The sequence below is a fragment of the Thermomicrobiales bacterium genome, assembly GCA_037045155.1.
GTDB lineage: Bacteria > Chloroflexota > Chloroflexia > Thermomicrobiales > CFX8 > JAMLIA01.
This window is the reverse complement of sequence record JBAOIG010000005.1, coordinates 769,826-793,005: the sequence shown is the minus strand read 5'-3', so window position 1 is coordinate 793,005 and position 23,180 is coordinate 769,826. Positions and strand designations below refer to the sequence as shown.

At 66.1% G+C, this 23,180-nt stretch carries 18 protein-coding genes and 1 pseudogene; 12 read left to right on the top strand and 7 right to left on the bottom strand.

Annotated features, from left to right (window positions below; all coding sequences use genetic code 11):
• The first annotated feature begins 251 nt into the window (after positions 1-251).
• From V9F06_13775 to V9F06_13740, 8 genes are all read left to right on the top strand, one after another.
• Positions 252-1,793 carry a ScyD/ScyE family protein gene (locus V9F06_13775; protein MEI2618676.1) on the top strand — a complete coding sequence of 514 codons (1,542 nt, stop codon included), beginning with the start codon at positions 252-254 and terminating at the stop codon, positions 1,791-1,793.
• Positions 1,794-2,282: 489 nt separating this feature from the next.
• Positions 2,283-2,918 (top strand): GTP cyclohydrolase I, encoded by a 636-nt coding sequence (gene folE, locus V9F06_13770; protein ID MEI2618675.1) that lies wholly within the window; start codon positions 2,283-2,285, stop codon positions 2,916-2,918.
• Complete coding sequence (locus V9F06_13765; protein MEI2618674.1) at positions 2,915-3,760, top strand: dihydrofolate reductase family protein; 846 nt, start codon at positions 2,915-2,917, stop codon at positions 3,758-3,760. Before folE ends, V9F06_13765 begins: the two co-directional genes overlap by 4 nt.
• Before the next feature lie 138 nt (positions 3,761-3,898).
• Positions 3,899-7,072: a glycosyl hydrolase gene (locus tag V9F06_13760; protein ID MEI2618673.1), complete on the top strand. Its 3,174-nt coding sequence runs from the start codon at positions 3,899-3,901 to the stop codon at positions 7,070-7,072.
• Positions 7,073-7,153: 81 nt separating this feature from the next.
• On the top strand, positions 7,154-7,285 hold the full coding sequence (locus tag V9F06_13755; GenBank protein ID MEI2618672.1) for a hypothetical protein: 132 nt from the start codon (positions 7,154-7,156) through the stop codon (positions 7,283-7,285).
• Positions 7,286-7,404: 119 nt separating this feature from the next.
• Positions 7,405-9,756, top strand: coding sequence for a tetratricopeptide repeat protein (locus tag V9F06_13750; GenBank protein ID MEI2618671.1), 2,352 nt, complete (start codon positions 7,405-7,407; stop codon positions 9,754-9,756).
• Positions 9,757-9,925: 169 nt separating this feature from the next.
• Complete coding sequence (locus V9F06_13745; GenBank protein ID MEI2618670.1) at positions 9,926-11,488, top strand: AMP-binding protein; 1,563 nt, start codon at positions 9,926-9,928, stop codon at positions 11,486-11,488.
• A 17-nt stretch (positions 11,489-11,505) separates the two neighbouring features.
• Entirely contained in the window at positions 11,506-12,294 is a 789-nt protein-coding gene (locus tag V9F06_13740) for an alpha/beta hydrolase (GenBank protein ID MEI2618669.1), read from the top strand.
• On the opposite strand, the gene V9F06_13735 is transcribed toward V9F06_13740, so the two are convergent.
• From V9F06_13735 to V9F06_13710, 6 genes and pseudogenes are all read right to left on the bottom strand, one after another.
• Positions 12,291-13,190: a hypothetical protein gene (locus tag V9F06_13735; protein ID MEI2618668.1), complete on the bottom strand. Its 900-nt coding sequence runs from the start codon at positions 13,188-13,190 to the stop codon at positions 12,291-12,293. The genes V9F06_13740 and V9F06_13735 overlap by 4 nt on opposite strands.
• Before the next feature lie 516 nt (positions 13,191-13,706).
• Positions 13,707-14,003 (bottom strand): hypothetical protein, encoded by a 297-nt coding sequence (locus V9F06_13730; protein MEI2618667.1) that lies wholly within the window; start codon positions 14,001-14,003, stop codon positions 13,707-13,709.
• Positions 13,906-14,844 carry a PKD domain-containing protein gene (locus V9F06_13725; protein MEI2618666.1) on the bottom strand — a complete coding sequence of 313 codons (939 nt, stop codon included), beginning with the start codon at positions 14,842-14,844 and terminating at the stop codon, positions 13,906-13,908. The genes V9F06_13730 and V9F06_13725 overlap by 98 nt, the downstream gene beginning before the upstream one ends.
• A 273-nt stretch (positions 14,845-15,117) precedes the next feature.
• Positions 15,118-15,450, bottom strand: a pseudogene (locus V9F06_13720) (S8 family serine peptidase).
• A gap of 355 nt (positions 15,451-15,805) precedes the next feature.
• Positions 15,806-16,384, bottom strand: coding sequence for a hypothetical protein (locus V9F06_13715; GenBank protein ID MEI2618665.1), 579 nt, complete (start codon positions 16,382-16,384; stop codon positions 15,806-15,808).
• 80 nt (positions 16,385-16,464) lie between these two features.
• Complete coding sequence (locus V9F06_13710; GenBank protein ID MEI2618664.1) at positions 16,465-16,992, bottom strand: hypothetical protein; 528 nt, start codon at positions 16,990-16,992, stop codon at positions 16,465-16,467.
• 255 nt (positions 16,993-17,247) lie between these two features.
• Between V9F06_13710 and mgtA the strand changes: the two genes are divergently transcribed.
• The 4 genes from mgtA (at position 17,248) to msrB (ending at position 21,848) form a co-directional block, all read left to right on the top strand.
• On the top strand, positions 17,248-19,758 hold the full coding sequence (mgtA, locus tag V9F06_13705) for a magnesium-translocating P-type ATPase (protein MEI2618663.1): 2,511 nt from the start codon (positions 17,248-17,250) through the stop codon (positions 19,756-19,758).
• Between the two features lie 86 nt (positions 19,759-19,844).
• Entirely contained in the window at positions 19,845-20,561 is a 717-nt protein-coding gene (gene msrA, locus V9F06_13700; GenBank protein ID MEI2618662.1) for a peptide-methionine (S)-S-oxide reductase MsrA, read from the top strand.
• 23 nt (positions 20,562-20,584) lie between these two features.
• A complete protein-coding gene (locus V9F06_13695; protein MEI2618661.1) occupies positions 20,585-21,409 on the top strand; it encodes an isocitrate lyase/phosphoenolpyruvate mutase family protein in 825 nt (274 codons plus the stop codon).
• A 28-nt stretch (positions 21,410-21,437) separates the two neighbouring features.
• Positions 21,438-21,848 (top strand): peptide-methionine (R)-S-oxide reductase MsrB, encoded by a 411-nt coding sequence (gene msrB / locus V9F06_13690; GenBank protein MEI2618660.1) that lies wholly within the window; start codon positions 21,438-21,440, stop codon positions 21,846-21,848.
• On the opposite strand, the gene V9F06_13685 is transcribed toward msrB, so the two are convergent.
• On the bottom strand, positions 21,849-22,715 hold the full coding sequence (locus V9F06_13685; GenBank protein MEI2618659.1) for a GNAT family N-acetyltransferase: 867 nt from the start codon (positions 22,713-22,715) through the stop codon (positions 21,849-21,851).
• Positions 22,716-23,180 lie beyond the last annotated feature (465 nt).

Below are 23,180 nucleotides of genomic sequence, written 5' to 3'. Positions count from 1 at the left end.
TCGCGCTCCTCTCGCCAGTTCTGGCCGAACGTACCGGCGGTGCGTGATCTCTTGCCGCCATGAGTCCCGATCTGGCAGGAGAACTGATATACCGGTTGTGGCAGGCGCGACAACAGACGCACTCGCCTGCCAACACTGTAATCCGCGTGGATATTGACAATGCATCAATGGGACATATATTGAGGAGCATACATCACAGCACAGGCTGACGATCATGCGATCGTCGGCCTCTCAGGGAACGGGAGCGTCACATGCTTCATCGTCGCTTCGTCTTCGTCGTAGCCGCCGTTCTCGCACTCTTCGCGCCGGGGGTCGCGTCCGCCCAGGGCGGTATCGGCACGTCCGTCGTACTCCGGGCGACACTGAACGCCTCAAACGAGGGGGCTGCCGGCGGCTTCGGGTTCGCCAAGATCCGGATCGACCTCGTGACCAGCCAGCTCTGCTATCGACTGAGTGTCTCGGCAACCGACGCGGCGACCGCCGCTCACATCCACAAAGGCGCAGCCGGCGCGAACGGACCCGTCGTCGTGCCGTTCGCCGCGCCGATCGATGGCCTCTCCAACGGCTGCGTGAATATCACCGCGGACCTTGCCGCGGCGATCTCCACCAGCCCCGGCGACTATTACGTCAATGTCCACACCAGCGAGTCCCCCAACGGCGCGGTTCGGGGGCAGCTCGACTGGCTCGGCGGCCAACCTGACTTCCGCTTCCCGTCCGCGACGGCCGAGACGGCCGCCGATGGGCTGAACTTTCCCCGCGGGCTGGCCTTCGGGTCTGACGGCGCGGTTTATGTGACAGACTCCGGCCCGGCAATCGAGCCCAGTAGTGACTCCTGCGTGACACTCCCCGGTCCGGACGGTCAACCGAGCGAGACCTGCTTCGGCCAGACTGGCTCGATCGTCGAGATCAAGGATGGCGAGCAGACCACCATCGCGACTGGCCTGCCCGCTTCGATCAGCGATCTCGTCGTTACCGATAGCGGCGACATGTATGTCGTTAACGGCATGGGCGGCGACCCGACTCTGGTCCGCACGACCGCTGGCGATCTCGCCGCCGGTTATGGCTGGGTCGTGAAGGTCAATAGCGACGGTCATGGCTGGTCACCGGTCGCCGATATCTCAGGCTACGAGGCCGTGGCGAACCCGGATGGCGGCGACATCGACACCAATCCGTTTGGACTCGCGCTGGACGGCAATGGATTCCTCGTTGCCGACGCTGGCGGCAACTCACTGGTCCACGCGACGATGGACGGAGTCGTCTCAACTGTGGCGGTCTTCCCATCGCAGATGGTCGATGCCCCGCCGTTTCTCGGCATGCCCCCCGGCAGCCAGATGCCGATGCAGTCGGTGCCGACCAGTGTCACACAGGGACCCGACGGCGCATGGTATGTCAGTGAGCTGACTGGCTTTCCGTTCGAGGTAGGCGCCGCCCGTATCTGGCGTCTCAATGACACAAACGGCGATGGTGACGCGCTCGATAACGGCGAAATGACCGTCTACGCCGATGGCTTCACCGCCGCACTCGACCTCGCCTTCGACCCGGACGGCCGGCTCTACGTGCTTGAGATGGCCCGAAACGGGCTGATGGCAATCGAGGAAGATCCGACCAACCTGGCAGCCGCCGCCGGAGCGCTGATCCGTATCAACGACGACGGCTCGCGGACCGAGGTTGCCACCGGCGTGCTCGTCATGCCGATCGGCCTCGCGATCAACACCGACGGCGTCATCTACGCCACCAACCTCAGCCTCGTGCCGAACATGGGCGAGGTGCTGCGGATCGTGTTGCTCCAATAAGGTCATCATTCAACGACCAGCCCACGTAACAATGCCCTCGCCAGCAAGGCGAGGGCATTGTTACGCGCCGCGCTGGCCGATACGGACGAACGGGGAACGTCACGCGCCCTGGCTCATGCGGCACGGTTCCTGCTTTATCGCAGGACGAGGGGATGATATGTGCTGGGCGCTCCGTCAACCGATCTCATGTTCTGAATCGCCGAACGCGACACGAACGACGCGCAACGTCGTGGCGAGCGAGGGGCGACCCCTCGGCCGGCCAGATATCCGGCCGGCCACAGTACCGCATCCTTCATCTTCAACGAAACCTCACCAACACCACCAACGGGCGCCACTCGGCTTCGGCGAGCTGCGCCCCTTTCCGGGCGCGCTGGGTGGAGATGATGCTCGCTGGCGCACACAGTGACAGAGGAAGGGCGCAGCTATCGCTCGACAGATAACGATGGTTGAAACGATGAGGAATATAGAGAGAAAGGGCGGTCAATTGTGGTGGACCTGAGCACGGAGTTCGATGACATTCTGGAGGCGCCTGCGCGTGAGATCTCCGACGAGCAGATCGCGAGGTTCGAAGGGTACGTGGCCGAGATGTTTGCGACCTTCGGAATGGACCTGAACACTGCATCGACCAAGGACACACCGCGTCGTTTCGTGCGGGCGCTCTACGACATCACGTCCGGCTACGACGGCGACCCGAAGTTGATCAAGGTGTTTGACACTGAATGCCGCGGCGGACCGGATTGCCGGCTCAGCCAGGTTGTCGAGGGGCCGATCCGCTTCTACAGCCTCTGCGAACACCATGCGCTGCCGTTCTTCGGGCATGCCTATATCGGCTACATCGCGCACGAGAACATCATCGGGCTCTCGAAGCTGACGCGCCTCGTGCGGGTCGTCGCCAGGCGGTTCACGGTTCAGGAGCGTATCGGCCAGGAAATCGTCGACGCGCTGGAGCATCTCCTGAATCCTCACGGCGCGGCCGTTTACATCGAAGCGCATCACCTCTGCATGGAGATGCGGGGCGTCCGTGAGACGTCTCCGCTCACGCGCACGACCTACTGGCGCGGAGAGTACGATAGCAACCCTTCGCTGCGCGCCGAGTTCTTCACTGCGTGTGGGTTGCAGCGATGACGACGCTCGCGCCGTTCGAGAGCCTCTTCCAGGCGACGATCGGGGAGCCGACGCCACTACCACCCGAGATCGAGTCGATCTATGGCCCGCTCACGCTCCCCCCGCCGGCCGGCCGGCCTCTGGTCGTCAGCAACTTCGTGACGACGCTCGACGGGGTCGTGTCGCTCAGAGTGCCGGGACATGAGGGCGGCAACGCGATCAGCGGAAACAACCGGCACGACCGGCTGCTGGTTGCGACGCTCTGCGCCCTCGCCGACGCGATCGTCATCGGCAGCGGCACGCTGGGATCGTCGGAGGGACACATCTGGACAGGGGCAGCGCAGAACCCCGACTTTGCCGACGCGTTCGTAACGCTGCGCCGATCCCTCGGGAAGACGAGTCCGCCGCTGAACGTCGTCGTCACCGGCCACGGCGACATCGACTCCGGCGAGCGGATGTTCCAGACTGGCGAGGTCCCGGCTATGGTCATTACATCGACACAAGGCGCCGCAAGGCTACGCCGGGCAGGGATGCCAGACGTGGTCGAGATCGCGATTGCCGGCGACGATCCGGACATCGATCCGCGGGTCGCTCTCAACCTGATCGCGGCGAGCCGTCCGATGAACCTCATTCTGCTCGAGGCCGGCCCGCGCCTGACGACCGCATTCCTCGCCGCGCGGCTGGTCGACGAGCTGTTCCTGACGCTCTCGCCACAGTTGGCTGGTCGCGACGACGGATCCAGACGACTGAGTCTGACGATGGGGCATCTGTTCGCGCCAAACGACGCGCTCTGGGGCAACCTCGTCGACATCCGGCGGGCAGGGAGCCATCTCTTCCTGCGCTACTCTCTACCGCGCGAGTAGAGGATACGAGGGATGGCGGAGGCCGCCGCGGATCGTGCTCGCGTTCATCGCGGCGAGCGTGCGGCTTGCCCGTCCTGATGATCTCGGCCAGAATGGGGCTGGAGTGGCGGAACATCGAGTCCACAAAGGAGGGATCGCTTGAGCAGCGAGGCAAAGATTGATTCCAGACTGTACGGGTCGATGGAATATCGGAACGTCGGTTCGCATCGTGGCGGCCGGGTTGTCGCCGTCGGCGGGAACCCGCAGGATCGTAATGTCTACTACTTCGGGTCGACTGGCGGCGGCGTCTGGAAAACAGTCGATGGTGGGTTGAGCTGGCGCAACGTGTCGGACGGCTACTTCCAGTACGCCTCAGTTGGCGCGTTGGCGGTGGCGCACAGCGACCCGAACGTCGTGTATGTCGGGATGGGCGAGACGAGCATCCGCGGCAACGTGTCGCGCGGCGACGGGGTCTACAAATCCACCGACGCCGGCCGCACCTGGCAGCACATGGGGCTGGCCGAGACGCGCAACATCGGCGAAATCCAGATCCACCCGACCAACCCGGACATCGTCTACGTCGCGGCGCTGGGCCACGTCTGGGGGCCGAACGAAGAGCGCGGTGTCTTCCGCTCGACTGACGGTGGCGCGACCTGGAAGAAGATCCTCTACAAGAGCGCGAAGGCCGGCGCGGTCGATATCTCGATGGACCCGACCAACCCGCGCATCATCTACGCAGCAATCTGGGAGGCCGGCCGCGGTCCGCACTTCCTCTCCAGCGGCGGCGACGACTCCGGCATCTGGCGTTCATTCGACGGCGGCGACACCTGGGAGGACATCTCCCGCAGGCCGGGACTGCCGAAGGAGGGAGTCCTCGGCAAGGTCGGTATTGCCGCGTCGGCCGCGCAGGCCGGCCGTGTCTACGCGATCGTCGAGCACGAGCAGGGAGCGCTCTACCGCTCCGACGACCACGGCACGACCTGGACAAAGGGCAGCGACGACCGCAACCTGCGCACGCGCGCCTGGTACTACCACCACATCTACGCCGACCCGCAGGACGCAGACACCGTTTACGTGCTGAATGTAGGCTTCTGGAAGTCGATCGACGCTGGCAAGTCGTTCGGCGAGATCCCCGTCCAGCACGGTGACACGCACGCGCTCTGGATCGATCCGGCCGACAACCAGCGCGTCATCATGGGGGACGACGGCGGCGCAGAGGTGAGCACCACCGGCGGGGCCGGCTGGACGACGATCTTCAACCAGCCGACTGCCGAGTTCTATCACGTCGTTGCCGACAACCGAGTCCCCTATCGCATCTATGGCGCGCAACAGGACAACACGACGATGAGCGTGCCGAGCCGATCGGTTAGCGGGTTCATTACCACGTCCGAGTGGTACATCGTCGGCGGCGGCGAATCCGGCTATATCGCGATCAAGCCGGACGACGACGACATCGTCTTCGCCGGCTCCTACGGCGGCCTGCTGACCCGCTTCGACGCGAAGTCGCGGCTGGCTCGCGCCGTCTCGGTCTGGCCGGAGATGACGCTCGGCTCGCCGACCTCGGAGATGCACTTCAGGTTCAACTGGACCTCGCCGACCGTCTTCTCGCCGCACGACCCGAACGTGCTCTACACCGGCGGCAACCATGTCTTCCGCAGCACCAACGAAGGCCAGAGCTGGGAGACGATCAGCGACGATCTGACGCGTGGCGACCCGGAGACGATGGTCGCCTCGGGCGGGCCGATCACCAAGGACAACACCGGCGCCGAGACCTACGCGACGGTCTTTGCCATCGCCGAATCGCCAGTCGAGCGGGGCGTCATCTGGACTGGCTCGGACGACGGGCTGATCTACCTGAGTCGCGACAACGGCAAGTCCTGGCAGAACGTCACGCCGGGGCCGAACCTGCTGCCGGAGTGGTCGCTGATCTCGATCGTCGAGCCGTCGCCACACGACGGCGCCACCTGCTACGTCGCCGCGACGCGCTACAAGTCGGACGACGAGACCCCGTACCTGTTCAAGACCAGCGACTACGGCGCGACATGGACGCGCATTACCGACGGCATCCCGGCGCGGGATTACACCCGCGTCATCCGCGAGGACCCCGAGGTGCGAGGGCTGCTCTACAGCGGCACCGAGCGCGGCCTCTATGTCTCGTTCGACGACGGCGCGCACTGGCAGCCGTTGCAGCTGAACCTGCCGGTAACGCCAGTCCACGATCTGATCATCAAGGACAACGACCTCGTCGTCGCGACCCACGGGCGCAGCTTCTGGATCCTCGACGACATCACTCCGCTACATCAACTGGCCCGCGGAGATGTCGGGCAGAACGGCGCGATCCTCTACAAGACACAGCCGACCCGGCGCTGGGCGTCGGCGCCAGGCTTCGGCGGCGGCCCGGTGCAGGGCCGCAACTACTCGATGGCCGGCGGGCTCACCTCCAGCTTCGAGCGGATCACGACCGAGGAGGGCAAGCCGAAGGATATCTGGCTCGACGCTGGCGACAATCCGCCAGATGGCGTCGTCGTCCAGTACTACCTGCCAGCGAAGCCGAAGGGTGACATCACCCTGACGATCAAGGACGCCGGGGGCAGTGTCCTGCGTTCGTTCTCCAGCGCCGAGATCAAGGATGAGGACTATAAGGATAAGCCGGGCCTGACCCGTCCGCCGGTCGTGCCGGCCAAGGAGGGTGGCAATCGCTTCGTCTGGAACCTGCGGCTGGAGGACGCCACCGAAGTGCCGGACGACACTGGCTCGATGGGCTTCGCCCGCGGACTGAACGGCCCGATCGTGCCGCCCGGCAACTACACCGTCGAGCTACAGGTCGGCGGCAAGACGCTCATCCAGCCGCTGGAGATCCTGCCCGATCCGAACACCGGCTCGACGCAGGCCGAGTACGAGGCGGGCTACGAGCTGGCGAAGGAGGTTCACGCCAAGCTCGCCGAGCTCCATACGGGGGTCAACAAGCTGCGGCTCGTCCGCAAGCAGATCGACGCCTGGGCCGAGCGACTAGGCAACGACGACGTGACGAAGGCCGGCGAAGACCTCAAGGCGAAGCTACGCGAGGTGGAAGACGGGCTGATTCAGTGGCGGGCAAAGGCCGGCCAGGACACGCTCAACTTCCCGGTCATGCTGAACGCGAAGCTGGCGGCGCTGACCAACTCGATCAACGCCTCCGACGGCAAGCCGACCGCCCAGAGCCGCGACCTCTACGCTGACCTGGCCAGGCGCACCGACGCGCTGCTGGCGCAGCTCGACGAGACGCTGAAGCGGGACATCCCGAGCTTCAACAAGAAGGTCCGGGAGGCCCAGACCGACGCGATCTCGGTCTGACACATACCGCTCGACACACGGCCACGCAGGAGGCGTTTCCCCCTGCGTGGCCGTTTCTCTTCGTCAACCCGGCTCGTGCCGATGAACGCCCGGCGCCCGGTCCAGTCTTCGATCGAACGACACGATGTCCAGGTTGTCTCGCGAGAGCGATCGCGCGGCGAGCAGCGCGTCGGCGAAGCCGAGGTTGTGCTGCAGATAACGCGCAGCGTCTAGACAACCTCCGCCAGGATGACATCAACAATGACCGCTTGATAGCCCATTGACGACGCCAGCACGACAGGCGTACGCTGCATGCATCGGCAGCGTCGTCCCGCGAAAGATCGGTTCCACACATGGCCATGTCAGGAACTGGCGCCGCGCCACTCGAGTTCACGACTCCGCTGACCTCACTCATCGGGCGGGAGCGCGAGGCGCGGGCAGCGCGCAACCTGCTCCTCGATCCGGCTGTCCACCTGCTGACCCTGACCGGTCCCGGCGGCGTCGGTAAGACGCGTCTGGCGCTGGAAGTGCTCAGCGAAGCCGAGGCGGCGACGGGTGCGCGGTCGCTGGTTGTGTCGCTAGCGGCGGTCCGCGACCACAAGCTGGTCGTGCCCGCAGTCGCCCGGGCGCTCGACCTGCGTGACCAGGGAGAGCGGCCATTGCTGGAGCGGGTAATTGCCGTCCTGGGGCTCGGGCCAGCGCTCCTGTTGCTCGACAACATGGAGCAGGTCATTGACGCCGCCCCGGACGTTGTCGAGCTGCTGGCAAGCTGTCCCAAGTTGAGGATTCTCGCCACTAGCCGCATCCCGCTGCGGGTCGCTGGCGAGCAGGAATTCCCGGTGCAGCCGCTCGACGTCGCAGCGCCGAACTCCGCCCTCGACGACCTCCGGGCCAGCTCGGCAGTCATCCTGTTCACTCAGCGCGCCCAGGCCGTCCGACCGGATTTCCGGCTGACCGACGACAACGCCGCCCCGGTCGCCACGATCTGCGAGCGACTTGATGGGCTACCACTAGCGATCGAGCTGGCGGCCGCGCGAAGCCGCTTGCTGGCGCCCCGCGCACTGCTGGCCCGGCTCGACCAGCGTCTCGCGCTACTGACCAGCGGCCCGCGCGACGCCCCCGCTCGGCAACGGACGATGCGGGACGCGATCGCCTGGAGCGACAGCCTGCTCTCACCGCCGCTGCGGCAGCTCTTTCGCCAATTGTCGGTCTTCGTCGGCGGCTGGACGCTGGACGCAGCCGAGGCAGTCGTCGACCCTGACCTCGTGGCAGAGCTCGACGGTGGCGTCTTTGGCGGCGTCGCTGCGTTAGTCGAGAACAGCCTCGTCGACGAGAGTGACCAGCCCGACGGCGAGCCGCGCTTTCGCATTCTCGAGACGATCCGCGAGTACGCGCTGGAGCAGTTCGAATCATCCCCCGAGGTAACCACCATACATCGTCGGCATGCGGCCTGGTGTCTGCAGCTGGCCGAGGATTGCGAAGCACGCGTCCGCAGCGGAGACGCTGGAACCTGGATCGAGTATGTCGAACGGGAGCATGGCAACATACGCGGCGCGTTGAGCTGGCTCCTGGAGTCGACCGATCCGGCCGATCGCACCACCGCCGAGATGCTCACCGGCGCGCTCGCGTACTTCTGGTATATGCACAGCCACATCTCCGAAGCTCGAGCATGGTCGGAACGCGTGATCGCGGGCGGCGGATCTGGAGGCTCGTACGCGAAGGTGTTGTGGTCGGCCTCCTATTTCGCCCTGACTCAGCACGATTTCGCGTGGGCTCAGCGGCATGGCGAAGCGGCGTTGTCGATGTTCGAACGCACCGGCGACCTCGGTGGTATCGCCCTCAGTCGATACACCCTCGGCCTGCTGGCCAGCGAGAGTGGTTCCTACGACGAAGCGTCGCACCTGATCGGCAGCTCGATCCCGTCTCTGGAGCAGGCGAACACGCCCGTGTGGATGGCGAACGCGCTCAACAGCCTCGGATTCGTGGCCTATCAGCAGGGTGATCTCGAACGGGCCGAACAGCTTATCGAGAGTTCACTGCTGGTCCTTCGGGATAACATGATTCTCTGGTCGGAGGGGCACTCCTACAGCAACCTCGCCCGCATCGCCCGTGACCGGGGCGATTACCCTCGCGCTGCCACGCTCTACGCGCGAAGCATGACCATCCGCGCGGGGTTCGGCGAGCGCGAAGGTGTTGCCAGCAACCTGCGTGGCCTGGGAATAATCGCGGCCCTCACCGGACGACCCGAACACGCGGCGCGTCTGCTCGGCGCCGCCGATGGGCTGCGCGAGTCGCTCGGAGTGTCGATCCAGCCGCTCGGCATAGCCCGCCACGAGCGGACGATCGCCGCAATACGCGCGCAGCTTACACCTGAGCCGTTCGAGGCTGCCTGGGCAGCGGGCAAGTCGTTGAGGTTTGGGGACAGCGTAGCCGAAGGATCGAGCTTCGCCGCTGAGCTAATGCGCCCCGCCGACGAACCGGAGAATAGTGTCAGCGGGGATCGAGCAGACCACTACGGCCTGTCACCCCGCGAGCTGGACATCCTGCGACTCGTGACGGCCAACCGCTCGACGGCCGAGATCGCCGAAGAGCTGTTCATCAGCCCGCGCACCGTTACGACGCACCTCACCTCAATCTATAACAAGCTCGGATTCAACACCCGTGTGGCCGCCGCACGCTTCGCCATGGAGCATGATCTCGCCTGAGAAGTCAACGACACGAGCGTGTGGCTTCTCCTCATACGACTCCGTGACTGCGAGGTGCAGATTACGTCGCCGCCTGTCACGAGTACGTAGGTCATACGATGCCTGAGCCGTCGACGAGACGCATGCTGGTTCCATCGACCCGTCAACCTAATCAAGAAGGGATCCAGCCATGATCTTCCGCAGCCCCTTCCCCGACATCGAGATCCCGGAGATCTCGCTACCCTCGTTCGCGCTCCAGCAGACCGGCCGACTGGCAAGCAAGCCGGCGATGATCGACGGCATTACCGGCCAGTCGATCACCTATGGCCAACTCGAGATCCTGACGCGCCGCCTGGCGATCGGCCTCACCGAGCGCGGCTTCGGCCGGGGCGACGTGCTGGCGATCTACAGCCCGAACACGATCGAGTACCCGGTGGCAATCTACGGGGCGCTGGCGGCCGGTGGGATGGTCACGACCATCAACCCGCTGTTTACGACGAATGAGCTGGCAGTTCAGCTCGCCGACTCACGCGCGACCTACCTGATCGCGACGCCCGAGAGTCTGCCGGCCGCGCTAGAGGCGGCCGAGGCGACACAGGTCCGCGAGGTGTTCACCTTCGGCGAGGCCGAGGGAGCCCGACCGTTCGACGTCTTGCTGGCCGACGATGGTCCCTGGCCGGCGGTCGAGATCGATCCGCGAGAGGACGTCGCGCTGCTGCCCTACTCCAGCGGGACGGGCGGCCTGCCGAAGTGCGTCATGCTGACGCACTACAACCTCGTGGCCAACTGCCATCAGGTAAACGGGTTCTCGCTGCTCGACGGAGACGACGTGATCATCACGTTCCTGCCCTTCTTTCACATATACGCACTCATGGTGTTCTTTGCCTATGGACTGTCCGAAGGCGCGACAATCGTGGTGATGCCGCGCTTCGATATGGAGCACTACCTCCAGCTGCTCCAGGACTACCGCTCCAAGCGGGCCTTTGTCGTGCCACCGGTGGCGCTGGCACTGGCGAAGCATCCGGTCGTCGAGCGCTACGATCTCTCCAGCCTGCGCGTCATGTTGACGGCGGCCGCGCCGCTACCGGCCGATGTCAGCGCGGCGGTGATGGAGCGGCTCGGCGTGATCGTCAAGCAGGCATACGGCATGACCGAACTCAGCCCGATGTCGCACCTCACCCCCGAGAGTGCCGTTAACCCGACGGCCGGCGGGCTCATCGTCCGCAACACCGAGGTGAAGGTCGTCGATAGCGCGACCAACGCGGAGCTCGGCCCGCACCAGCAGGGCGAGATCTGGGTGCGAGGACCGCAGATGATGAAGGGATACCTGAACCGGCCCGAGGCGACCGCCGCCACGATCACGCCTGACGGCTGGCTGAAGACCGGTGACATCGGCTCCGCCGACGAGGACGGCTACATCTACATCGTCGATCGGGTCAAGGAGCTGATCAAGTACAAGGCGTACCAGATCGCCCCGGCCGAGCTGGAGGCGGTCCTCGTCGCACACCCGGCCGTCGCCGACGCAGCGGTGATCGGCGTGCCGGACGCGGAGGCCGGCGAAGTGCCGAAGGCCTACGTCGTCCTGCGGGGTGAGGCGACGGCCGAGGAGCTGATGGCCTTCGTCGCCGGGCAGGTCGCGCCGTACAAGAAGATCCGGAAGCTCGAGTTCACCAACCAGATCCCGAAGTCCGCCTCCGGCAAGATCCTGCGCCGCGTCCTGGTCGAGCGCGAGCGCAGCCTGACGCCGGCCTGACGGGGAGGGAGCGGTCGATGCCGTACGCGACGAGCGAGGGTCTCCGAATCCACTACGAGGTCACCGGGGCCGGCCCGCCCTTGCTGCTACACCACGGGCTGACCGGCAGCTGGCGCGACTGGGAGGAGTTCGGATTCCTGGATGGGCTGCAGGACGACTACCAGCTCATCATGCTCGACGCCCGCGGCCACGGCGCCAGCGCCAAGCCGCACGACCCGACCGCCTACGGGTTCGAGCGCGGCGTCGCCGACGTAGTCGCCGTGCTGGACGACCTCGGCATCGATCGCGCCCACTACTACGGCTACTCGTACGGCGGGCTGATGGGTTGGGCGTTGGGCAAGTACGCGCCGGAACGCTTCCACTCGCTGGCCATCGGCGGCGCTCACCCCTACCCGCCGGACAAGGCGGTCTGGGCGCGGCTGGAGCGGATGCGCGAGCACCTGACCCAGGGCATGGAGGCGTACATCGCCTGGCGGGAGACCCAGCTCGGCCCGTGGCCGGCCGCCTTCCGCCAGCGCGGGCTGGAGAACGACACTGCGGCGCTGGCCGCAGCCATCACTCTGGACCAGGCCGAACGCTTCGACGACTCGCTCGACCGATTGACGATGCCGGTGCTGATCGTCACCGGCGACGACGACGAGCTCTACGCTGGGTCGCGCTGCCATCTCACCGCTAGCCAGCTGCGCGACGCCACGATCGTCGAGATCCCGAACGCGCAGCACTTCACGCTCTACGCCCGCGGCGACCTTGTCCTGCCCCATCTATGCCGCTTCCTCGCCCGGGTCGCAACACCGGCCACGGATTAGTCGCGGCCACCCAGCGCAGCCCGCTCGGCCGGCGGGTGCGGCGGCATCACGCGCGGGCGATGGATGTCGGGTCGCGAGGGGACACCCAGCCTCGCCCGCCAGAAGGCGACAGTCAGCAGGCCCATCGCGAGGGCGGCCGGGGCGAGGACGACGACGAAAGCCGGCGTGGCCGAGGGGTCGTCGTTCGCCCACATGACTGCTCCCATCGCGGCGACCGAGGCCATCATCAGCGCCAGCCAGCTGGTGACGCCGGAGGCTGCGCGGCTCGCGGCCCGGCTGCCGCGCAGCAGACCGACGCCGGTCGCGATCGCGGCCGGGATGACCAGCGCCAGATCCATCGTCTTGACCAACCAGAAGAGTCCGGGAGCGTCGAGGTACTCGGCGGTCTTTGCGCCGCCGATGACGTCGGCGATCGCCTTGACCCAGGCGAGGCCGAGCAGTGAGCCGACGCCGATCATGACCACGGCCGCCGCGACGACGACACGGCGCGACGGCAGCGCAGCGACCTCCAGTTGCGACCAGGAGGCGACGGCGACGACGATGCCGAGCAGCAGGATGGCGTAGAACAACGGGAACCACTGCTCGCTATTGCCGGGGTAGCGTTCGAACTCGGAGCCGGCGATGTACTGCACGTAGATGTAGGCGGCGTACGCCGCCGGGCCGAAGGTGACGGCCGGCGCGAGCCGGTGCTCGCGCCACCAGAGCCAGCCGCCGGCCAGCGCCAGCGGCGCGACCACGAGCAACGAGACGGCGTCCGCGCCAACCACCTGATTCTCGATGTCGGGCGAGATGTGCTGGCGGATGACGTCCAGCCAGAGCGGCCCCAGCAGCGCCGTCGCCGCGATCCCGATCCCCAGCGCAGCCGACGCCGGACCGATCAGCCGATGCATAGTCATGTCAGGTTCCCTCCGGAGCAGCGGACCTCAGCCTGCTCTATGCCGAGCATGCTCCGGGGGCGATGTCAGCGTCGTGACATCGTATAGCGCGGCGTGTCAGGTTCGTGCCAGATCGGGTGAGCCCGTCAACGCCAACCTGTCGGATCGACGGTCTCCCCGTTCTCCTGTCATCCTGACTGCATCGACCAGCGTGATGTGTCCTGTACGGTGGTGCGCCAGGCACCACCGCTCGTTGTCATTCCGAGCCGCAGCGAGGAATCTCCCCTGGCTGGATACAGTCGAACGCAGGAGAGATCCTTCGGCTGCGGCCTCAGGATGACAAGGTGCGGGGAGGCTGCCAACCTGACACTTTATCCTAGTCGGAGCACTCAGAATGACAGGGGGACGGGGGACGCGCTCAATCGGGCAAGCTGGCGGTGACAGGCTATTCCGCGCCGTCGCAGGCCGGGGACGGCAGCGGCGCGTGGCCAGATAGACCACGCGCCGCCACTCAGATCGACGAGCCTCCGAAGCGCGCTACCAGAGGCGCGCCCGGGTGATGAAGATCGTGCCGCGGTTCAGGGGCAGCGTCGGCATCGTCCCCAGGACCGCGCCGGGCTGGTTGTCGTAGATCACTGTCCCCGATGAAAGCTCCCAGACCTTCAGCCGGAATTTGTCGGGGTTGTCAGTGGCGACGAACCAGAATCCGTAGCCGCTGCGAGCGTTGACGGTGCCCTTACCAGAGACCCAGCCGACGTTCGGCGTCAGGATGAGCCAGTCGAAGCTGGTGGCCCGGAAGGTCAGTGGCGCTGTCGTTCGGGCAGATCCGCCCAACTCGACGACGAGCTTGCCGATCGGAGCGGTTGCGCCACGCTGGTACCAGGCGGTGACATCCATGATTGCCGCCTATCTGAACCGTCGGCCGCTGGGCCCAGGCGCCGGCCGGCGAGGTGAATGTGCCGGAGCCAACGAGCGTTCCGGCCGCCGGATCGACGCTGATCAGATACTGGAACGTCGAGGTTCCCGCGCCGCCGTCATCGTCGGTAACGGTCACCGTGATCGTGAACAGGCCCGCGCTGGTGTACACATGACTGCCGGTTGCCAGGTTACTGGCTGCCGTGCCAGGAGTCACCGAGCCATCGCCCCAGTCCCAGCTCGACACGTGCGTGTCGGCCGTGCCGGGGTCGGTGAATGGCGCGCTGGCGTTGACAAGCGTCCCGACCATAACCGGACCGGTTGGCGCAGTGATCGCGCCGACTGTCGGCGGCACATTGAGGATCGTGACGGTCGTCGTGTAGGTCGAGACGCCGCCGTCCTTGTCCTGGATCTTGCCGCCGACGGTGCGGACAGCGTTATCGTCAGTCGTACAGCCGCGACTGGCCGTCCCGCTGTATGCGCCGTAGCCGCCCCCATCGCCGCAGTCGAAAGCGTAGGTGAAGCCGGCGTTCGTGTCGGCTGTCGACGGGTCGGACGGACTGCTGAGCGAGATGGTGAACGGGTCACCCTCGTTGATCGTCGTGACCACCGAGGTCGAGAGCGTCGCCGTCGGCGGGAGGTTGGTCACGTTCAACTGGAATGTCACTGAGGTGGAGCGACCCCGATTGCTGGTTGCCGTGATCGTGACGATCTGACTCTGAGACGGACCATCGTCGGGCAAGTAGCCCCAGCCCCACATGTTGCCCGGGATGGAGTAGACGTTGCCGATCGAAGCCGAGAGCGTCACCGGGTCGCCGTCAGGATCGGAGACATTCCCGGCATTGCCGGACGAAGAACCTTCGCCGACTGTCACGGTCGCCAAGTTCACCGAGATCGACGGCGGATTTGGGTCGCCCGCCGCCAGCGCCGCCAGCAGATTCAGCCGCGGCGTCGTATGGGTAGGAGTCGGATTCGGCGGAGACGGCAGCGCGGTGTCATAGGTGATCGGGACGCCGGTGCTCTGCATGTACCCCAGCAGCGTCGCGATCGTCGCGGTCGGGTAGGCCTGGCGCAGGATGGCGAACGCGCCGGTCACGTGGGGCGCGGCCATCGACGTGCCACTCTTGTTGCCCCAGGCGTCGTCCGGGACGGACGAGTCGACCGTTGTCGCCCGGCGCGAAGATGTCGAGGAGTTGACCGCGGTTACTGAATGCCCGAGACCGCATCGCCATCAGTCGGTCGATCCGACCGTGACCGCGGTCGAGATGCAGCCGGGGTCTCCGACTTCGTTCAGATAGCCGTCATTACCCGCCGAGATGACCGTCGCGATACCGGCCGCCAGCAGGTTGTCGATCGCCGTCTTGCGGCTGTCGGTATCGCAGCTCGCCGCGTTGTGGCTGTCCGCCGCCGAGGCTCATATTCACCGCGGCGACCCGCCACAGACCCGGGCCGGTGCCATTCAGCGCGAGCACGCGCTGCAGTCCCGAGGATCTGGTCGGAGGCGTACGTCCGCACGCACGGCGCAGAACCAACGACGACAGGGCTACTGCATTCCGCATCCTGGGTGAGGCGCGTGAACACCTGGATGGCGATGATGTTCGCCCCCGGCGCGACGCCGTTGCCCGGCGCGCCCGTTACGTTGAAGGCGTTGCCGGCCGCGATACCGGCCACGTGCGTGCCGTGGGTGCACAGGTTCGTCCCGCCATTCTGGCATTGCCCGGTCATCGCATCGGCCGCATTCGTGCCGGTCGTCCGAGTTCTGGCCATTCGGGCAGAGCGTCACGCCACCACCGGCGCCGGCCGCGTTCGAGTAGCACGCCTGCGAGACAATGCGCGAGCCGAAGAACGGGTGATCGGTGTCGATGCCGGTGTCGAGGATGGCGACGGTCTGGCCAGATCCCGTCCAGCCAAGCGCCTGAACCTTGTCGCCGTTGATCACTGGCAGCGTCGAGGCGAGGCCCGGGCAGTTGCGGGATGTCCTCGTTTATCGCCAGCACCGCATCAGATCGCGCCAGCGTCTCTAGCGCGTTGGGTCCGGCGGTGAGCGCCAGCAGCGGGAACAGTTCGTAGCGGACGCGGACGATGGCGTCCAGCCCGTCGAGCGATGCAATGACGCCGCGCTGCGCGTCGATCGACGGCAGTGTGACGATGACCGGCAGCGGGCCGTCGACGCTGGCGCGCTCGATCATCTCGGCGACCGCGTCCGGAATTGGCTTGCCTCCTTCGGCCGACACCAGCGCGGCCGGTAGCGACACGAGGAGCAACAACAGGGTCAGGACCAGAACAAGGAGTCTTCGCACGATGTCTTCGCCTCACAATCCAGGTGCGCACGATTGCTTCGGTTCCGACGCCTGAATCCGGCGTCTGGTCATTCACTTGCTCATACGCTCGTCCGATCCCTGGTCACGCGGCTGGTCGGTGCGCTCAGCTTGTTCTCCTGGACGGAGGTGACGAGCGGCGAGTCGGCCAGCTGACGCAGGGCCGGCTCGTCGACCGTGAGCACGATCTGCGGGAAGAGCGTCATGCGCGTGTTGACCTCCGCGTGTCCGGCGGTCAGTGACGCGATGAGCTGGTCCTGGGCTGCGACGATAGCAGCGCGCTGGGCATCGATCTCGCGCTGGCTACCGAGCTCCGCCTCCGGCCGGTATGGGATGTTCAGCGTAACGATGACCATCACCGTGCCCTCCTCGCGGACCTTCTTCCAGCTTGCGTCGTCGACCACCGGCGTCGCGCCGCCAGGCTCCGTGGGAGCTGCAGGTGAGGAGGCAGGTTGTGTCGCATGGGGGGTGGGATTGCTGGTTGGCCTGGTCTGGTCGCTAACACTGCCGCAGGCGGCAACCAGGCCGGCCAGCAGCAGGCTGACGACAGATAGCAATAATCGCAGTGTGCGACGAGTTTCGCCGTTCATCTTCTCTTACAATCGTTCGCTGGCTCAATATGAGACGCCGTCGATGAGCGAACGCATCAAGCAAGACATGTGTCGTTACGCCATGATGGCCAGATCGTATGTCAGTGGGTCCCAGCGGGATACTGTACAACAGGACAGGTTCGCGCGGCGCCAGTTGTATGATGATCCCGCGCGTAGGCCTTCGTCGTGTGACCTGCGTTGACCGAATGTCGGACACAGCGCCGGCCGGCGCGTGTCGAGGTAGAGCACGCCAGCATGGTCGCGCCACAGCCGATCGACGCCAACTCGGGCGCAGTCGAGGAATCCGTCCCGGCCCCGTCCGCAGACACGGGCCAACCCGCCGGCCTGACGACCGCCGAGGCGCAGCAGCGGCTGGCGCAGTACGGCCGCAACGAGCTCATCTCGACCGCTCGCGCGACCGCGCTCGTCGAGTTCCTCCGCCTCTTCCGTAATCCGCTCGTCGATATCCTGCTGGTCGCAGCCGTCGTGTCGCTTGCCGTCGGAGAGACGATCAACGCGACGATCATCGTCGTGATCGTCCTGTTGAGCATGATTCTCGACTTCGTCCAGACCTATCGCTCCCAACGCGCGGCCGACACGCTGATGCGCTCGGTCGCGCCCAGAGCCAGCGTCGAACGGGACGGCGTCTGGGTGGAGCTGCTGCGTCCGCTGATCGTGCCCGGCGACCTGATTCGGCTCTCGGCCGGCGATCTCGTGCCGGCCGACGCGCGGCTCCTCCACGCCGTCAGCCTGCACGTGCAGGAGGCGGCGCTGACGGGTGAGTCCATGCCGGTGGACAAGATCGCCATGCCCGGATCGAGCGCCACGGATCTGTTCCTCGGCACGTCGGTGATCAGCGGCAGCGCGACCGCCGTCGTCACTGCCACTGGCGCGCAGACGACCTTCGGCGAGATCGTCCGCGCGCTCCGCTCGCGGCCGCCCGAAACGGAATTCGAGCGTGGCATCCGCGAGTTCAGCATCCTGATCACACGGACGATCGTCGTGCTCGTGCTGGTCGTTGTCGCCGTGAACCTGGCGGGGCATCACGGGTTTCTGGATACGCTGCTGTTCGCCATCGCGCTTGCCGTCGGGCTCACTCCGGAGTTCCTGCCGATGATCACGACGGTCACGCTGACGCAGGGCGCGATCCAGCTGTCGCGCCAGCACGTGATCGTCAAGCATCTGGCGGCAATCGAGGATTTCGGCAGCGTCGATGTGCTCTGCAGCGACAAGACCGGCACGCTGACCAGCGGGACGATGACACTGGCCGTCGAGGTCGACGCCTTCGGCGAGCCGGCCGGCCGGCCCCGGCTTCTGGCGCAGATCAACAGCCGATTCCAGACCGGCATCAACAGTCCACTCGACGACGCAATTCTGCGCGACGCCTCGCTCGATACGCCGAACGCGCGCATGCTCGACGAGATCCCGTTCGACTTCGAACGCCGGCGTCTCTCGGTCATCGTCGACCTGGATGGGACGCCCCTGTTGATCAGCAAGGGAGCGCCCGAGGGGCTACTGGATGGCTGTGTCGCGGCGGAACGAGGCGGGGTCGTCGTGTCGCTCGACAACGCGCTTCGCGAGCAGGCGCGGGAGGTCTTTCAGCGCCTGAGCGGCGATGGCTACCGCGTGCTCGCCATCGCCTGTCGCACGCTGCCAGCCGGCGAAGGCCTTTTCTCGATTGCCGACGAACGCGACCTGACGCTGGCCGGCTATCTGGCGTTTCTGGACCCGCCGCTGCCAGATGTCGCGGAGACAGTCGCAATGCTGGCGCAGGACGGCGTCGCTCTGAAGATCCTGACCGGAGACAACGACCTGGTTGCCCGGCACGTCTGCGAGGCGGTCGGCATCGACACGTCGCGGGTCGTGCTCGGCGACGAGATCGAGCGCATGAGCGACGCGGAATTCTCGGCAGTCGTACAGCTCTGGTCGGTCTTCGCCCGAGTGTCGCCGGCGCAGAAGCAACGGATCATCCTCGCGTTGAAGGCGAGCGGGCACGTCGTCGGCTTCCTCGGTGATGGGGTCAACGATGCCCCGTCGCTCCATGCGGCCGATGTCGGCATCTCGGTAATGCAAGCCGTCGATGTCGCGAAGGACGCGTCCGACATCATCCTGCTCAAGCCGAGCCTGCGCGTCTTGCACGACGGCATCCTCGAAGGGCGCAAGGCGTTCGGCAATCTCATCAAGTACATTCTGATGGGCGTCAGCTCCAACTTCGGCAACATGTTCAGCATGGCAGCCGCCTCGGCGATCCTCCCGTTTCTGCCGATGCTCCCCGGGCAGGTGCTGCTCAACAACTTCCTCTACGACCTCGCCCAGATCACGATCCCGACCGATCACGTCGACCCGTCGTTCAGCCACAAGCCACGACGCTGGGATATCAAGGTGATTCGGAACTTCATGATCTTCGTCGGGCCGGTCAGCTCGATCTTCGACTTCCTGACGTTCTTCGTGTTGTTGCGGGTGCTCGATGCTTCGGAGCGGGAGTTCCATACGGGCTGGTTTGTCGAGTCCCTGATTACCCAGACGCTGGTCCTGCTCGTCATCCGCACGGCGGGCAATCCGTTCCACAACCGACCGAGCCGGCCACTCTTCATCACGCTCATGATCGTCGTGATCACCGGCATCGCGCTCCCCTTCACACCGATCGGCCCACAGCTCGGATTTACTCCGCTGCCGGCGATCTTCTTCCTCTTTCTCGTTCCGGCGACCGCGGCATACTTACTGCTGGTTGAAGTCGTCAAGCGGCGCATCCTGCGCTGGGACTGAGCCGCGTTCCGTCGCGTCAGGGGAATAGAGACAACCCGGGGCGCGTCATACGATTCAGATGCCCTGCTGGTCCGGCAGAGCAAACGGTGACGCAAGCGTTGGTCACCTCAGCCCGGACGGCAGATGACGGAGGTTATGAGATGTTCTTTCACCGCAAGCCGGCGACGATGGTCGCACCCGACGCGGCGCTGCCGGGTCACGATCGGCCGCAGTACGCGATCCCGACCCGCCACGAGGTGCTGGGCACGCCGCTGCAGTCGCCATTTCCAGGTGGCCTTGAGGTTGCCGAGTTTGCGCTCGGTTGCTTCTGGGGCGCAGAGCGGCTGTTCTGGCAGCTCGACGGGGTCTACTCGACGGCGGCCGGCTACGCCGGAGGCTATTCGCCGAACCCGACCTACGAGGAGGTCTGCGGCGGGCGGACCGGCCATGCCGAGGTCGTCCAGGTCGTCTTCGACCCGCGGGCGATCTCATACGAAGATCTGCTGCGCGTGTTCTTCGAGGCGCACGATCCGACCCAGGGCATGCGCCAGGGCAACGACGTCGGCAGCCAGTACCGCTCAGCGATCTACACGACCAGCCAGTCGCAACAGGAGACGGCCGAGCGTATCCGAGATTCGTACAACGCCGAGCTCCAACGCGCAGGCTACGAGCCGATCACGACGGAAGTTGCCAGCGCCGGCCCCTTCTACTATGCCGAGGCATACCACCAGCAGTACCTGCACAAGGTCCCGCACGGCTACTGCGGACTGGCCGGCACGGGCGTGACCTGCCCGATCCCGGCGGCAAAGGCAGCTGTACGCTAACGATAGAGGAGACGAACACAGAGATGTTGACACGCGAGCAGAAGGTCGAGACGTTCCGCGCCCTCCACGAGCGGCCCGGCGCGTTCGTCATCCCGAACCCGTGGGACGCCGGCAGCGCCCGGATCCTGACCGCGCTTGGCTTTGAGGCGCTGGCGACGACCAGCGCCGGCTACGCGTTCTCGGTCGGGCGGGTTGATCTGCCGGACACACTGACGCGCGACGGCGCGCTGGCCAACGCTCGTGAGATCGTCGAGGCGACTGACCTGCCGGTCTCGGCCGATCTACTCAATATGTTTGGCCGCACGCCCGAGGACTGCGCCGAGACGGTCCGGCTCGCGGCCGAAACGGGGCTGGCCGGCGGCTCGATCGAAGACGCCTCCGGCGACGACTCGGCGCCGATCTACCCCTTCGACGTCGCGGTCGAGCGCGTGGTGGCGGCGGCCGAGGCCGCCCGGGCCAGCAACTTCGTCCTGACTGCCCGCGCGGAGAACTTCCTGCACGGCCGGCCAGACCTGGACGACACGATCCGCCGGCTGCAGGCGTTCGCCGACGCCGGAGCGGACGTGCTGTATGCGCCCGGCCTCCCCAGCCTGGACGCAATCCGCGAGGTCTGCGCGTCGGTCCCCCGGCCCGTGAACGTCGTGATGGGGTTGAGCGGGCCGACCTGGTCTGTCGATCAGCTGGCCGAGGTCGGCGTGACGCGGATCAGCGTCGGCGGATCGATGGCTCGCGCCGCGCTGGGCGCGTTCATGCGAGCGGCACGCGAAGTGCTGGAACAGGGCACATTCACCTACGCAGGCGACGCGCTTCCACACCGCGAGGCGCTCTCCTACATGCGGCGAGACTGATTGACACAGAGAACATCTGGAGGCATAGATGGCGGACACTGAATTGAAGAGCATTCCGGTAACTGACGAGGAGTGGCGCAAGAGCCTGACGCCGCAGCAGTACCGGGTCCTACGGCAGGCCGGCACCGAAGCGCCGTTCACCGGCGAATTCGTCGAGGTCTTCGACGATGGAACGTATCGCTGCGGCGCCTGCGGCAACCTGCTGTTCAACAGCGACGCGAAGTTTCATTCGAGCTGTGGCTGGCCGAGCTTCACCGAGACGGCCACGCCGGACGCGGTCGAGTATGTCGAGGATCGCTCCCACAGCATGACTCGCACCGAGGTGCGCTGCGGTCGCTGCCACTCGCACCTGGGCCACGTCTTCGAGGACGGCCCGGCGGATCGTGGCGGTCTGCGGTACTGCATGAATAGCGTCGCGCTGAACCTCGATCGCCAGTAGTCAGACGACCCGCTCGTGCCAGCAGCCGGTGTAGAGCAGCCGGTAGCCGAGCGATTCGTAGAGACGGTGAGCGATGGCGTTGTCCGCCTCGGTGGTGAGCGTCGCCATCTCGATGTCGCGCGCGCGGAGCGCCGCCAGGCCGGCCACGACGACGGCCCGGCCAAGCCCGATGCCCCGGCAGTCCTCGCGGACCATCACCGGCTCGGTGCGTCCCTCGCGCGGCCGGATCACGGCCAGCTCCGCTGCGGCGATCGAGCAGGTGCAGGCGGCGGAGAGCCGGCCGTCTCGGTCGGCGATCACGAGGTCGAGCGCGTTGTCGTAGTCGGGATCGTCGCGGAAGGCCCGCCACGTCCGCAGCTGGCTTTCGCGGGGCCCGAAAGCGTCGGCGTAGAGACCCAGCCAGGCGTCCAGCTCATGCGCAACGTCGAGCGCGCGAAGGGTGAAGCCGTCGGGGAGCGACGGCGAAGGGATCGGCGCTTCCAACGGCCGGCCCATCCGCAGCTCCTCCTCGCGAAGCCGGAAGCCGCGCCGTTCGTAGACCTCACGAGTGAGCGCGTCGTCCGACCGGCAGAGCGCGATCAGCGTCTCAACACCGTCCGCCCGCACGGTCGCCAGGGCCCAGTCGAGCATGCGTTCTTCGAGCCGCCCACGGGCCGCCGGGTGGACGAGCATGCCGAGGACGCGTCCCCGCCAGAGGACGCCGAAGCCCAGCAGCCGGCCATCCTCCTCGATCGGCAGCGTGTAGCGGCCGACGTCGAACGCGGGGTTCGTCAGCGTCAGCCGCAGCCCGGTCGAGTGCAGCTCCATGTCGACATGGCCGGCCGCTTCGCAGGTCAGCAACAGGTCGAGGATGCGGGGCAGGTTCACGCCAGGTGACGCTCTCATTCTCAGTGGGCTGTCAACGCCTGACGGTCCGATCGGTAGCCTACCCCTTCCTCTGTCATCTTGAGCCACAGCGAAAGATCTCCCACCCACTCGATACAGTCCAACGCTGGAGAGATCCTTCGCGTGCGCGCTCAGGATGACAGGCCGATGGGATCCACGTCGGTCCCGCCTTTTTGTCATTCTGAGCCTCAGCGAAGAATCCGCCCCCAGGCATGTGACAGTCCAACGCGGGGAGATCCTTCGCGTGCGCGCTCAGGATGACAAGCTAGCGGGCTGGCTGCCGACCCCGCTCCTCTGTCATTCTGAGGCTGCAGCCGAAGAATCCGCCCCCGTCAGCTACAGCCCACCGCAGGGAGATCCTTCACTGCGGTTCAGGATGACAAGCTAGCGGGCTGGCTGCCGAACCCTGCCTCCTTGTCGTTCTGAGGCCGCAGCCGAAGAATCCGC

Excerpts from the sequence above, each read along its gene's own strand:
- V9F06_13775 (MEI2618676.1), top strand. The coding sequence starts at position 252 with ATGCTTCATCGTCGCTTCGTCTTCGTCGTAGCCGCCGTTCTCGCACTC.
- V9F06_13765 (MEI2618674.1), top strand. The coding sequence starts at position 2,915 with ATGACGACGCTCGCGCCGTTCGAGAGCCTCTTCCAGGCGACGATCGGG.
- V9F06_13755 (MEI2618672.1), top strand. The coding sequence starts at position 7,154 with ATGAACGCCCGGCGCCCGGTCCAGTCTTCGATCGAACGACACGATGTC.
- V9F06_13750 (MEI2618671.1), top strand. The coding sequence starts at position 7,405 with ATGGCCATGTCAGGAACTGGCGCCGCGCCACTCGAGTTCACGACTCCG.
- V9F06_13745 (MEI2618670.1), top strand. The coding sequence starts at position 9,926 with ATGATCTTCCGCAGCCCCTTCCCCGACATCGAGATCCCGGAGATCTCG.
- V9F06_13740 (MEI2618669.1), top strand. The coding sequence starts at position 11,506 with ATGCCGTACGCGACGAGCGAGGGTCTCCGAATCCACTACGAGGTCACC.
- V9F06_13735 (MEI2618668.1), bottom strand. The coding sequence starts at position 13,190 with ATGACTATGCATCGGCTGATCGGTCCGGCGTCGGCTGCGCTGGGGATC.
- V9F06_13725 (MEI2618666.1), bottom strand. The coding sequence starts at position 14,844 with ATGTGGGGCTGGGGCTACTTGCCCGACGATGGTCCGTCTCAGAGTCAG.
- V9F06_13710 (MEI2618664.1), bottom strand. The coding sequence starts at position 16,992 with ATGAACGGCGAAACTCGTCGCACACTGCGATTATTGCTATCTGTCGTC.
- mgtA (MEI2618663.1), top strand. The coding sequence starts at position 17,248 with ATGGTCGCGCCACAGCCGATCGACGCCAACTCGGGCGCAGTCGAGGAA.
- V9F06_13695 (MEI2618661.1), top strand. The coding sequence starts at position 20,585 with ATGTTGACACGCGAGCAGAAGGTCGAGACGTTCCGCGCCCTCCACGAG.
- msrB (MEI2618660.1), top strand. The coding sequence starts at position 21,438 with ATGGCGGACACTGAATTGAAGAGCATTCCGGTAACTGACGAGGAGTGG.